The organism is Flavobacterium sp. (assembly GCF_044373165.1).
Taxonomy (GTDB): Bacteria; Bacteroidota; Bacteroidia; order Flavobacteriales; family Flavobacteriaceae; genus Flavobacterium.
The window spans coordinates 1-12,112 of record NZ_JBILQL010000074.1; the positions used below are offsets into that span (position 1 = coordinate 1).

Genomic DNA, 12,112 nt, shown 5'->3' on the forward strand with positions numbered 1-12,112 from the left:
CACGGTATTGGTGGTCGGAGTTTTTAGGTTCCCAATCTTCGGTAACATTGTGTCGGCCTTTGTGAATCATAAACGGACTGTCGATGATTGAATCGCAAGGCGACATACCTAATTGTTCGATGGCTGTGGCGTATACAAAAGGTTTGAAAGTCGAACCTACTTGGCGCGCACCTTGCCCAACGTGATCGTATTGGAAGTATTTGTAATCGATACCGCCCACCCAAGCTTTGATGTGACCGGTTTGCGGTTCCATCGACATCAATCCGGCTTGCAAGAAGTGCTTGTAATAACGGATAGAATCGCGTGGTGTCATGGTGGTGTCGATTTCTCCTTTCCAAGAGAAGATTTTCATTTTGGTTTTCACATCGAAGGAAGCGATGATTTCTTCTTCGGTTTTATCCATCTCTTTCATCACGCGCCAACGTTCTGAGTTTTTCATGGCTTGCGTCATGATGCGATTGGTTTCATCGTCGGTAATATTGACAAAAGGAGCGTTTTTGTTGTCTTTTTGTTGTGCGAAAAACTCTTCTTGTAGGTTTTTCATATGGGCTTGAACCGCTTCTTCGGCGTGTTCTTGAATTTTAGAATCGATGGTAGTGTAAATTTTCAAACCATCGGAATAAATATCCCAATCGCTGCCATCGGGACGTTTGTTTTCTTTAGCCCAATTTTTCATATAATCGCGAAGGTATTCCCGGAAATAAGTAGCGGTACCTTCTTTATGGCTTTCAGGGTGGAAGTTTAAAACAATTGGTTTTATGGCTAAGGTGTCTTTTGATTCTTTGGTTAACACTTTATTGCGAACCATTTGGTCTAATACCGTATTTCTTCGGTTTTTAACCTTTTCTAAACGACGTAAAGGATTGTAAAGCGAAGGATTTTTGAGCATTCCCACGAACATAGCGGCTTCGTCTATGGTTAAATCACGAGGCTCTTTGCCGAAATACACTTTAGAAGCAGAACGAATACCAACAGCAGTATTTACGAAATCGGCTTTGTTTAAATACATGGCGATGATTTCGTTTTTGGTGTATTGTCGTTCTAATTTAACTGCGATAATCCATTCTTTGGCTTTTTGAATGACGCGGAAGAGGAAGAATTTTGATCCTTCGCCATGGAAAAGCAATTTGGCCAACTGTTGCGTTAGGGTACTTGCGCCACCGCTTCGTCCTAATTGTAAAGCGGCTCCGAAAGTTCTTTTGGCATCAATGCCGGAATGTTCGTAGAAACGCTCGTCTTCGGTAGCGACTAAGGCTTTTACCAGATGAGGTGGTAAGTCTTCGTATTTAATCGGCGTTCGGTTTTCGTTGTAGAACTTACCAATGGTTATGCCATCGGAAGAAATGATTTCGGTAGCCAAATTGGATTCGGGGTTTTCCAAATCTTCAAAAGAAGGCATAGCGCCGAAAAATCCCCAAGAAGCCAAGAAGAAAAACAACACCATGGTTCCTAAACCATAGAAGAATAATCGCCAAAATTTCTTTTGGTAGTATTTAAGGTCTTTAACTGTGGAGTTCTTAGTTGTTTGTGCCATATTTTTATTCTGTAGATTCGATTCTGAAACCAACATCTGAGATACCGTTTAATGAAGTAACGCCCTCAATTTTACCGGTTTGTCTTAATGCGTGTTTGATGTGAACTTTGTACAATCCTTTTTGGGTAAAACTCACTTTGTCTTTATAGAACAATTTGTTTTCTTTGATATCCGTGAAGCCATCTCCAAGAAGCGTGCCATCGGGATTGGTCATTTGGTATTCTAAAGTATCCACTTTTACTTGTTTGTTGGGCTGTTCTAAAGACACTATCAAAAACAAATTGTTGAACGGATAATCATCGTTATCCCTAACGTTGACGTATAAGTTGTATGTTTTTTTTGGGTCCAATTGTGGCAAATCAAAAGAAACGATGCTGTCTTTGTGCCATGATTTACCAACCGATTGGTAGTCATCAAAAACTCTTTTTTGGTCACAGGAAAACAAAGTTACTGCGACAAACAGCAGTAGAATTTTATTTTTTAGGCCCATTTTTTCTTTCCGGTGAAGGTTGTTTTTTGTCTGCATTCAGCGCAGGTTTTCTTTTTTTGTTTCGGTTGTTTTTCTTCTTGTTTCGCGGTTGGTCAAAACGGGTTAAGCTTTCTTGGCCCATGGCGTTGTTGAAATCTTTTTCCGGTTCGGTTACTATTTCAACGGCAAAATCTTCTAAAGAACTTACTTTTTTGCCTTGTTTATTTTGGGCAATAATTTCTTTGACTTGTTCGATATTTAACACATGCCAATTGGCAAAATTGTCATAATAAGCAAACCACATCAAGCCTTTGAAAATATCTTGTTTTTGACAAACTGCGTCGCCTTTTTCAGTTTTTAATTTGGTTTCAAAATCCGGAAAATCTTTTAAGGCGTCCATATAAGTGTCTAACTCATAGTTCAGACAACATTTTAATTTGCCGCATTGTCCGGCTAATTTTTGCGGGTTCAAGGACAATTGTTGGTAACGTGCTGCCGAAGTATTCACGCTTCGGAAATCGGTTAACCAAGTCGAGCAACACAATTCTCTTCCGCAAGAACCAATTCCGCCTAAACGAGAAGCTTCTTGACGGAAACCCACTTGTTTCATTTCTATTCGGGTACTAAATTCCCGAGCATAATCTTTAATTAACATTCTGAAATCGACACGATCATTGGCGGTGTAATAGAAAGTAACCTTTGAGCCATCGCCTTGGAATTCAATGTCAGAAATTTTCATTTCTAATTTGTGAGCAATGGCTAATTCGCGGGCTCTCACTTTCATAGGCTCTTCTTTGTCGCGCGAATCACTCCAGATATCTATGTCTTTTTGTGATGCTTTTCGGTATATTTTCGGAATTTCAGCACTGGTGTGATTGACCCCTTTTTTCTTCATTTGAATTTTTACCAATTCACCAGTTAGGGTAACAATACCCACATCGTGCCCCGGTGAAGCTTCCGTAGCAACGACATCACCAATGCTTAAGGTTAGTTTATCGGTATTGCGAAAAAATTCTTTTCTCCCGTTTTTAAATCGCACTTCCACACAATCGAAAGGTGCTTCTCCATTGGGCAAACTCATGTTAGATAGCCAATCGAAAACGGTTAATTTGTTGCAGCTATCGGTGCCGCAAGTCCCATTATTTTTGCATCCTTTAGGCGCACCGCCATCAGATGTTGAACAACTTGTACAAGCCATAATTTGTATATAGGTATGTTGATCATCTCGTTATTAAAACAAGACTACTAATCATAAACGTTAAAAGTGTAAAGATAGTATTTTTTAAAGTTTTTAAAATTCTTTCGGTTATTATTTGATTTTGTTTTTTTATAAGATAATTTTTCTATTTTCGTCGTTCTAATAAATTAAAATTTAATCCAATGAAAAAATTAAGCATCTTTTGTTTGGCGATTTTGTCAGGTATGGCAATTTCTTGTTCTTCTGATGACAGCCCAACTACTTCCGGAGATATCTTAGGCAAATGGTATTTTAAAGAGTACAAAGTACAAGGGCAAACTATTCCTTATGATGATCATGAAGAATGTGGTAAAGATTATATTCAATTCAATGCAGATGGCTCAGGAGCCAATGTAGATGTTTGGAATTGTGAGTTGGATGTAGCCCCTTTTACCTATACTAAATCAGGCAACAATCTTTCCATTACATCTGATGGCGTAACTGATATTATTCCAATAACGGAGCTTTCATCAACAACTTTAAAAGTTAAAACGATTTCTGATTTTGATGATGACGGTGATGATGAAACAGTTGTAATAGTTTTAACTAGAAGCTAAAAATACAAAACCGAGTTTTACTCGGTTTTTTTTATGTTGTTTTTACCGCTATGATATGCACAGGACAAGCTTTTTGTGCCAATTCACAGTTTTCAACTATAGTATGGTCGGCCGATTTTAAAGTGTGAAATCCTTTGGCATTTACTGATTTTAGCAACACTGATTTCCCGTCTTTTTTCGACATTTGAAATTGTCCTGGTGCCATTTCCACACAGTAGTTGCAGCCGATGCATTTGTCTCTTTGCAAGGTAACGATGACCATTAGTTGGCTACAATTTTATACATTTTGTCTGATAAACGAATGCGAAACGGCACTTTCAAAGTACAGCTGTCGCCTTTCGTCGCTTTTTCCAATGGTAAATCGTTGACCATCATATCTTCTACCAACATTTCCTGTGCACCAGTACTTGGTCCGGTAATCAAAATTGTATCGCCTTTTTTGAGGTCGTAGGCTTCAATTTTGAATTCGGCCACACTCGATTTCGGGAAGTAATGCATGCCTTTGCCAATGTATACTTTTTTCTGCGTCGCACTTGAACCCGGATTGTCACTCCATTCGCCTAATTTCTGACCTAAATAATAACCACTCCAAAAGCCTCGATTGTAAACGGTCGCAAGGGTTTCCATCCAGACAGCTACTTTTTCTTTGGTAAAAGTCCCATCATAATAGGCATCAATGGCTTCACGGTAGGTTTTAATTACAGTGGCAACATAATCAGCGGCGCGACCTCGACCTTCAATTTTCAATACTTTGATGCCGGAATCGATGACTTGATCTAAGAAATCAATCGTGCATAAATCTTTGGGAGACATCATGTATTCGTTATCAATTTCGATTTCGAAACCACTTTCTTGGTCGATTACGGTATATTTTTTGCGACAGTTTTGCTTGCAAGCGCCGCGATTGGCGGAAGAATTATGCGAATGCAAACTCAAGTAACATTTGCCTGAAACCGCCATGCACAAGGCACCATGACCAAAAATTTCTATTTCCACTAAGTTACCGCTTGGGCCTTTGATTTGTTCTTTTTCGATGTCATCCGTGATTTTTTTCACTTGACGCAAACTCAACTCGCGCGACAAAACAATAGTGTCGGCAAACATCGCGTAGAACTTCACCGTTTCTATATTGGTTACATTTAATTGGGTTGAAATATGCACTTCTATACCCATCGTTCTGGCGGTCATAATTACCGCTTGGTCGGATGCGATAACCGCTGTAATTCCAGTTTCTTTGGCTTTGGTTAAAAGAGTTTTTACGATGGATAAATCGTGATCGTAAATAATCGTGTTTAAGGTCAAATAAGTTCTGACGTTTTTCTCATTACATCGACGCGCAATTTCCGGTAAATCCTCTAAAACGAAATTTACGGTGGCACGTGCCCGCATGTTTAATTGTTCAACACCAAAATAAATCGAATCACAACCATTGTCTAAAGCTGCTTGCAGTGATTCGAAGTTGCCGGCCGGAGCCATCAATTCAATTCTTCCTGAAGAAGTCATTAGCTTAAAATTTTAAATAATTTATCGGATAAACGAATGCGAAACGGCACTTGGAAAGTAACTTTATCTCCGGATTTTGCCGTAGTTTTTTCTTGGCCGTTGACCATCATTTTTTCCAAAACCAATTCTTGATTTCCGGTGGTTGGTCCGCTAATTAGGATTTTGTCGCCCAGGTTTAATTCTTGGTTTTCCATCAAGAACAAGCCTACACCGGCTTTGGTATAATAATGCTCGGCTTTGGCAACCAATACTTTTTTGACTTTTATTTTTTGGCGAATGTCTTTGGTTTCTTGCGCTTTAGCTAAAGGGATATTCGGAAGATCACCTGAATGTTTGAAACGCAGATTCTCCGAACGACCTTTGCGGAAGATTTTGTTGCCCACTTGTTTGCCGCGACGCAATTTTACTTGTTCGGCTAGCGGTAAGTGAGTGGTTTCTAAACATTCGGTTGAACAACAATTTTCCATCAACGCTTTGCAATCGTCGCATTGGATGAATAACAAATGACAACCATCGTTGGCGCAATTGGTGTGATTGTCGCAGGGTTTGCCGCATTGGTGACATTGTGAAACGATATCGTCTGTGATTCTTTCGCCTAGTCTGTTATCGAAAACAAAGTTTTTACCGATGAATTTGCTTTCTAGATTTTGCTCTTTAATTTGACGCGCGTAGTTGATGATACCGCCTTCCAATTGGAACACCTTTTTAAACCCTTGGTGTTTGAAGTAAGCTGAAGCTTTTTCGCAGCGAATGCCTCCGGTGCAATACATCACTAGGTTTTTATCTTCTTTGAAATCTTTTAGTTGCTCATTGATAATCGGTAAACTTTCGCGAAAGGTTTCGACATCGGGTGTAATGGCGTTTTTAAAATGACCGACTTCACTTTCGTAGTGATTTCTAAAATCGACTACAATGGTATTTGGGTCGGCTAAAATTTGGTTGAATTCCGCTGCGCCTAAGTGCACGCCTTTGTTGGTCACATCAAAAGTATCATCGTTTAAACCGTCGGCTACAATTTTGTGACGGACTTTTATCGTTAGTTTTAAAAACGAATGGTCGTCGTGTTCTACGGCTACATTCAGGCGGATGCCTTGCATAAAATCGTAGGCTTCTAAGGTATCGCGGAAGGCTTCAAAGTTTTCGGCCGGCACACTCATTTGGGCGTTGATGCCTTCGTGCGCTACGTAAATTCGGCCCAACGCATCGAGTGCATTCCAGGCAATAAACAATTCGTCTCTAAATTTTTTAGGATCTTCAATTTTAGCGTAGGTATAGAAAGACAACGTTAGGCGTTGTTGACCGGCTTGGTCTATCAGCTCGGCTCTTTCTTCTGCGCTTAAGGTGTTATACAGTTGCATGCTATAAACGTTTAAGTGAGAATATGTTAGAACTCTAAATGGAAGAATTCGGTACAAATTTAGGATTATTTTTTAATTGCGTGCTTTAAAAATAAATGTTAAACCCATTTTGGAAAAGAGATAAAAAAAGGATAATTTTAGAAAAAACAATTAAATGACACCTTTTTTCCGATTCATACTACTTTTTAATTCTCTTTTTGTTTGTGCTCAGGAGCAGAAAATTGACACGCTTTCTTTTGATATAAATAGGTCTTTACTTGTTTTAGAAGGTAAAATAAATGCTGTCCCTGCCAAATTTGTGTTCGATACCGGAGCCGGACTTAGTGTAGTAACAAGTGCTTTTTTAGCTAAAGAAATCCCGGAAAATAAAACTAACACAATCAATGTTCAAGACAGTAACAATCAAATAAGTCTTGCATCTACCGTTGTTTTAGACTCTATTGCTATAGGTTCATTTAAATTTCATAAGCACCCGGCTTTGGTTTACGATATGCCATTTTTGAAATGCAAAAACTATTTTCTGTTAGGTGCTGATATAATCAATAAATTGCATTGGAAGTTTGATTTTAATAACAAGAAAGTCTATGTGAGTAATAGGGCGTTTAATGTGCCAGCCAATGCCGAAAATATTTCGTTCAACATCAAGCAAAATGTGCATTATGCCGATATTTATGTGAACAATAAAAAGATTAAAAATGTTCTAATTGATTTTGGATATAATGGTTTTTTTGAGATCAATAGGCATCACAAAGAAGCGAGACATTTGATCAACACCACCAATCCAGACCAAATGATATATGGATTAGGAACAAGCATGGGCATGGTAAGTACGAAACAAAATGAAAGCGTTTACCTTAAAACTAAGACCATCTTTTTTAGCGAAAAAAGCAGAACATTAAACCACTTTATTGTCAATATAGAAGATACAGATACCAAGCTCGGCCTCGATTTTTTTATGAAAACCTGTGAAATGTTAGTTATTAATCCCTTTGAAAAAAAATATAGCATTCTCTTCAAGTCTATTACAAGTGATACAGCCCCAAAATATGTTTCTCGATCAGCCTCTATTTTGTTAGAAAATGAAAAATTAGTGGTGGCGTCAAAACTGGATGTTAAAGAAATAAATCTTGAAATAGGAGAAGTAATTCAATCAATTGATGGGAAAAAAGCATCAGATTTTAAAGATTTTTGTGATTATTTAGACTTTATGTTTAGTGTAAAAAAAGAGCAGTTAGAAGTCATTAAGTCAAATGGAGAAAAAGTGATGGTCACCAAAGTAATGTTATAAAAAAACCCAAACCATTTTAGATAGTTTGGGCTTTTTCTTCATAGCAATTCTCCCTTTTAATTTATAATCCTGCAAGAACCGTCAACACATGCTACAGTATTTGGAGGTAAAACTACAGCACAGTCAGAAATTGCATTTGTTTGAATATTAAATTGATGTTCCATTTCGTTATACTCTGCTACCAAATCCTCTAATTGAGTAAGGTTTACAGCGCTTGAAAAAAGCAAATATTCTTTTGGACCACCACAAGGTTTACTGCCAAACGCAATATAATTACAAGCGCCTGTGCAGGAAGCATTATTAATTAAAGTCATTACTTCAGCTTTTTTGGCGTCAAGCATTTCTTGTGTAATGGTATTGTTTTCCTGATTGTTATCGGAATTGGTACATTGCACAGATAAAAATGAGACAGCAAACAAACAAAACATCAAAATATTTTTCATCAAAATAAAATTAGTTTAAACATCATTTAACCAGTAGATATTAAAATGAATAAAAGGTTGCTTCATAAATTAAAAAATCCTTTCAATGGGAAAGGATTTGATTTTTTAGCAAAATTCTGCGTAAGCATCTTTTAGGTTCTCGGCTATCATTTCGGCCGGACGACCTTCGATGTGATGGCGCTCTAACATGTGAACCAATTCACCGTTTTTGAACAAAGCCATACTTGGCGAAGAAGGTGGAAACGGAAACATTTCTGCTCTGGCGGCATCAACTGCTTCTTTGTCAACACCGGCAAAAACAGTGATTAAATGGTCTGGTTTTTTGGCACCATCCAAACTCATTTTCGCGCCCGGGCGAGCATTTCTGGCGGCACAACCACAAACCGAATTGACCACTACTAAAGTTGTTCCTTCTGCTTTGATAGCATTTTTTACGTCGGCTGCTGTATATAATTCTTGAAAGCCAGCTTCTGAAAGTTCAGCGCGCATTGGCAATACCATTTCTTCTGGATACATAATTTTTTGATTTTAACTATTAGAAATTAAATATTAGATACAAAAATCTGTTGCAAAGATAATGAGAAATCTAAAGGTAATTTTTAAAGAAATGATAAAGATTTCTTATTCGTTTATAACCTCCAATAGCCACTTATCCGTTTTTCATTCGGCTTTTTAAAATGGTTTCTACATCGGCCAATCCATAGCCTTTAGCTTTAAGCAAGAGCAGGTAGTGAAACAGCAAATCGGCGGCTTCATTCAGAAACAAATCCGGGTTGTTGTCCTTGGATTCTATAACCAATTCCACCGCTTCTTCGCCTACTTTTTGCGCTATTTTGTTGATGCCTTTTTGGAAAAGTGAGGCGACATACGATTCTGAACTTGGGTTTGACATGCGTTCTTCAATGACTTTTTCCAACTCATTTAGAAAAGAAATTTGAGGTTCATTGGCAAAACAAGAAGTCGTTCCGTTGTGGCAGGTTGGTCCGTTTGGAATTACTTTTATCAGCAACGCATCTTGGTCGCAATCTTCTTTGATGGAAACGACTTTTAAAAAGTTACCCGAAGTTTCGCCTTTGGTCCACAACCTATTTTTGCTTCGGCTAAAGAAGGTTACGATATTTTCTTGTTGGGTTTTTTCCAAAGCTTCTTCGTTCATATAACCTAACATCAACACTTGTTGCGTTTGGCTGTCTTGAATAATGGTTGGAATCAATCCGTTATTTTTGGAGAAATCTAAAATCATCTTATGGGTATGTTTTGGGTTTTTAAAATATTTTTTAAAGTTGAAATTGGCACTTCATTAAAGTGGAAAATACTCGCAGCTAATCCGGCGCTGACTTCGGTTTTGGTGAATAATTCCACAAAATGTTCAGCGTTTCCTGCGCCACCGGAAGCAATCACCGGAATAGAAACTGCTTCACTGATGGCATTGGTGATTTCCAAAGCAAAGCCGTTTTTGGAACCATCGTTGTTCATGGAGGTTACTAATAATTCGCCGGCGCCGAGTGCTTCTACTTTTTTGGCCCAATCAATCGCTTTAATTCCTGTCGATTCCGTTCCGCCTTTGACAAAAACGTACCAATCGGTTTCGATTTTTTTGATGTCGATGGCAACGACCAAACTCTGACTTCCAAATTCCTCAGCTATTTGAGTGATTAATTTCGGGTTCAAAACGGCAGCTGAGTTGATGCTGACTTTATCCGCGCCGGATTGCAATAACAATTTAGCGTCTTCCACCGATTGAATGCCGCCGCCTACGGTAAACGGAATGTTGATTTCTTTCGACAATCGAGAGACTAATTTAACCAAGGTTTTTCGCTTTTCTAAAGTGGCGCTGATGTCTAAAAACACCAATTCATCTGCACCGTTTTCGGAATAATAAGAAGCTAATGCCACCGGATTGCCGGCATCTTTCAAGTCTAAAAACTGAACGCCTTTCACAACGCGTCCGTCTTTGATATCCAAACACGGAATAATTCTTTTCTTTAACATAATTCGCGTAAGTTTTCGATTGTAATAGTGCCTTCGTATATGGCTTTTCCAATGATGACACCTTCGCAACCAAGGGTTTTCAGTTGTTCCAAATCGGCCACCGTAGTCACGCCGCCGCTGGCAATTAGATTCACTTTAGTGCTTTCTAAAATGGCAGCGTACAATTCGTTTGAGGTTCCTTGCAACATACCGTCTTTGGCAATATCGGTACAAATGACAGTCGAAATACCTTTGGAAACATAGTTTGTAATGTATTCGACAACATCCAATTCAGAGGTTTCGAGCCAACCATGCGTTGCAATTTTACGGTTTATACAATCGGCACCTAAGATGATTTTTTCGCTGCCGTATTCGTTCAACCAACTTAAAAACTCAGTTGGATTTTTAGCCGCAATGCTGCCGCCGGTGACTTGGCTAGCGCCGTTTTCAAAAGCAATTTCCAAATCTTTACGCGACTTTAATCCGCCACCGAAATCAATTTTTAAGTTGGTTTTGGTTGCGATTTGGTACAAGATTTTATGGTTGACAATCTGATTGGATTTCGCACCATCTAAATCCACTAAATGCAAATATTGAATGCCGTTGTCTTCGAAGTATTTAGCAACTTCGAGTGGATTTTCATTGTAGATTTTTTGCGTATTGTAATCGCCTTTGGTCAAACGCACGCATTTGCCGTTGAGGATGTCTATGGCCGGGATGATTCTCATTTTTTTATTTTTTGCCACGGATTGCACTGATTTTCACAGATTAGCCGTGTTTTATAGTTTTAAAAAATTTAGTAAAAGTTGTTCGCCAACACGTGATGATTTTTCGGGATGAAATTGCGTCGCATAAAAATTATCCTTTTGCATCGAAGCGCTGAAAGGCAATATATAATCGCAAACGGCTGAAGTGTCTGTGCAGACTTCCGCATAATAACTGTGAACGAAATAGAAATTTTCTTCACTTAAAATACCGTTGTAGAGTTCAGAATTTTGTACTTCCAAAGTATTCCAACCCATGTGAGGTACTTTTAACCTCGGTTCGAATTTCTTTACTTTTACGTCAAAAATCCCCAGACATTCTGTGTTGCCTTCTTCCGAAAACGTACACAATAATTGTTGTCCGAGACAAATGCCCAAGACCGGTTGTTTGAGGTTTTTAATGACTTCGTCTAATCCTTTTTCTTTTAAATAGTTCATAGCCGAACTCGCTTCGCCAACACCGGGAAAAATCACTTTTTCGGCTTGTTGCAAAAGGTTTTTGTCATCTGTAACAACACACGAATACCCCAATCTTTCAAGAGCATTTTTGACAGAAGTGATATTGCCCGCGTTGTATTTTACTATTGCTATCATAAGATTCCTTTGGTGCTTGGGATGTTGTTTGTTCCGTCTTTTTGAACTGCCATTTTTATCGCTTTCGCAAAAGCTTTGAAAACCGATTCTATTTTGTGGTGTTCGTTTTCGCCTTCTGCTTTGATGTTCAAATTGCATTTGGCGCCATCGCAAAACGATTTAAAAAAGTGAGAGAACATTTCGGTAGGCATTTCGCCAATTTTTTCCCTGGTAAATTTCGCATCCCAAACCAACCAAGAACGACCGCCAAAATCTAAAGCGACTTGTGCTAAACAATCGTCCATGGGTAACAAAAACCCATAACGATTGATACCTTTTTTGGAACCTAAAGCTTGTGCAAAAACGTCACCCAAAGCAATCCCGACATCTTCAATCGTGTGGTGTTCGTCGACAT

At 38.5% G+C, this 12,112-nt stretch carries 14 protein-coding genes and 1 pseudogene; 2 read left to right on the plus strand and 13 right to left on the minus strand.

What is annotated here, in order from left to right:
• The 3 genes from ACIQ32_RS09470 to ACIQ32_RS09480 all read right to left on the minus strand — a co-directional run.
• A partial coding sequence (locus tag ACIQ32_RS09470; protein ID WP_396195447.1) for a transglycosylase domain-containing protein occupies positions 1 to 1,534 on the minus strand: 1,534 nt, incomplete at its 3' end.
• A gap of 4 nt (positions 1,535 to 1,538) precedes the next feature.
• Entirely contained in the window at positions 1,539 to 2,024 is a 486-nt protein-coding gene (locus tag ACIQ32_RS09475; protein ID WP_396195448.1) for a gliding motility lipoprotein GldH, read from the minus strand.
• Positions 2,008 to 3,201 (minus strand): stage 0 sporulation family protein, encoded by a 1,194-nt coding sequence (locus tag ACIQ32_RS09480; protein ID WP_396195449.1) that lies wholly within the window; start codon positions 3,199 to 3,201, stop codon positions 2,008 to 2,010. Before ACIQ32_RS09480 ends, ACIQ32_RS09475 begins: the two co-directional genes overlap by 17 nt.
• A 182-nt stretch (positions 3,202 to 3,383) precedes the next feature.
• Between ACIQ32_RS09480 and ACIQ32_RS09485 the strand changes: the two genes are divergently transcribed.
• A complete protein-coding gene (locus tag ACIQ32_RS09485) occupies positions 3,384 to 3,797 on the plus strand; it encodes a lipocalin family protein (protein ID WP_396195450.1) in 414 nt (137 codons plus the stop codon).
• A gap of 31 nt (positions 3,798 to 3,828) precedes the next feature.
• On the opposite strand, the gene ACIQ32_RS09490 is transcribed toward ACIQ32_RS09485, so the two are convergent.
• Genes ACIQ32_RS09490 through ACIQ32_RS09500 form a run of 3 tightly spaced genes read right to left on the minus strand, consistent with a single transcriptional unit; the run spans position 3,829 to position 6,658 of the window.
• On the minus strand, positions 3,829 to 4,059 hold the full coding sequence (locus ACIQ32_RS09490; protein ID WP_290876264.1) for a ferredoxin: 231 nt from the start codon (positions 4,057 to 4,059) through the stop codon (positions 3,829 to 3,831).
• Positions 4,059 to 5,300 carry a peptidase U32 family protein gene (locus tag ACIQ32_RS09495; protein WP_396195451.1) on the minus strand — a complete coding sequence of 414 codons (1,242 nt, stop codon included), beginning with the start codon at positions 5,298 to 5,300 and terminating at the stop codon, positions 4,059 to 4,061. The genes ACIQ32_RS09490 and ACIQ32_RS09495 overlap by 1 nt, the downstream gene beginning before the upstream one ends.
• Entirely contained in the window at positions 5,300 to 6,658 is a 1,359-nt protein-coding gene (locus ACIQ32_RS09500) for a rhodanese-related sulfurtransferase (RefSeq protein WP_396195452.1), read from the minus strand. The genes ACIQ32_RS09495 and ACIQ32_RS09500 overlap by 1 nt, the downstream gene beginning before the upstream one ends.
• A 154-nt stretch (positions 6,659 to 6,812) precedes the next feature.
• Between ACIQ32_RS09500 and ACIQ32_RS09505 the strand changes: the two genes are divergently transcribed.
• Positions 6,813 to 7,946 (plus strand): aspartyl protease family protein, encoded by a 1,134-nt coding sequence (locus ACIQ32_RS09505; RefSeq protein ID WP_396195453.1) that lies wholly within the window; start codon positions 6,813 to 6,815, stop codon positions 7,944 to 7,946.
• Between the two features lie 56 nt (positions 7,947 to 8,002).
• On the opposite strand, the gene ACIQ32_RS09510 is transcribed toward ACIQ32_RS09505, so the two are convergent.
• The 7 genes and pseudogenes from ACIQ32_RS09510 to ACIQ32_RS09540 form a co-directional block, all read right to left on the minus strand.
• Positions 8,003 to 8,389: a hypothetical protein gene (locus tag ACIQ32_RS09510; protein ID WP_396195454.1), complete on the minus strand. Its 387-nt coding sequence runs from the start codon at positions 8,387 to 8,389 to the stop codon at positions 8,003 to 8,005.
• A gap of 105 nt (positions 8,390 to 8,494) precedes the next feature.
• Complete coding sequence (locus ACIQ32_RS09515; protein ID WP_396195455.1) at positions 8,495 to 8,905, minus strand: BrxA/BrxB family bacilliredoxin; 411 nt, start codon at positions 8,903 to 8,905, stop codon at positions 8,495 to 8,497.
• Between the two features lie 133 nt (positions 8,906 to 9,038).
• On the minus strand, positions 9,039 to 9,632 hold the full coding sequence (gene hisIE, locus ACIQ32_RS09520) for a bifunctional phosphoribosyl-AMP cyclohydrolase/phosphoribosyl-ATP diphosphatase HisIE (protein WP_396195456.1): 594 nt from the start codon (positions 9,630 to 9,632) through the stop codon (positions 9,039 to 9,041).
• Positions 9,629 to 10,381, minus strand: coding sequence for an imidazole glycerol phosphate synthase subunit HisF (gene hisF / locus ACIQ32_RS09525; RefSeq protein WP_396195457.1), 753 nt, complete (start codon positions 10,379 to 10,381; stop codon positions 9,629 to 9,631). The genes hisIE and hisF overlap by 4 nt, the downstream gene beginning before the upstream one ends.
• On the minus strand, positions 10,375 to 11,088 hold the full coding sequence (hisA, locus tag ACIQ32_RS09530; protein ID WP_396195458.1) for a 1-(5-phosphoribosyl)-5-[(5-phosphoribosylamino)methylideneamino]imidazole-4-carboxamide isomerase: 714 nt from the start codon (positions 11,086 to 11,088) through the stop codon (positions 10,375 to 10,377). Before hisA ends, hisF begins: the two co-directional genes overlap by 7 nt.
• Before the next feature lie 51 nt (positions 11,089 to 11,139).
• On the minus strand, positions 11,140 to 11,718 hold the full coding sequence (gene hisH, locus ACIQ32_RS09535) for an imidazole glycerol phosphate synthase subunit HisH (protein ID WP_396195459.1): 579 nt from the start codon (positions 11,716 to 11,718) through the stop codon (positions 11,140 to 11,142).
• Positions 11,715 to 12,112 (minus strand): annotated as a pseudogene (locus ACIQ32_RS09540) (bifunctional histidinol-phosphatase/imidazoleglycerol-phosphate dehydratase); the annotation flags it as partial. The gene hisH and the pseudogene ACIQ32_RS09540, both read right to left, overlap by 4 nt.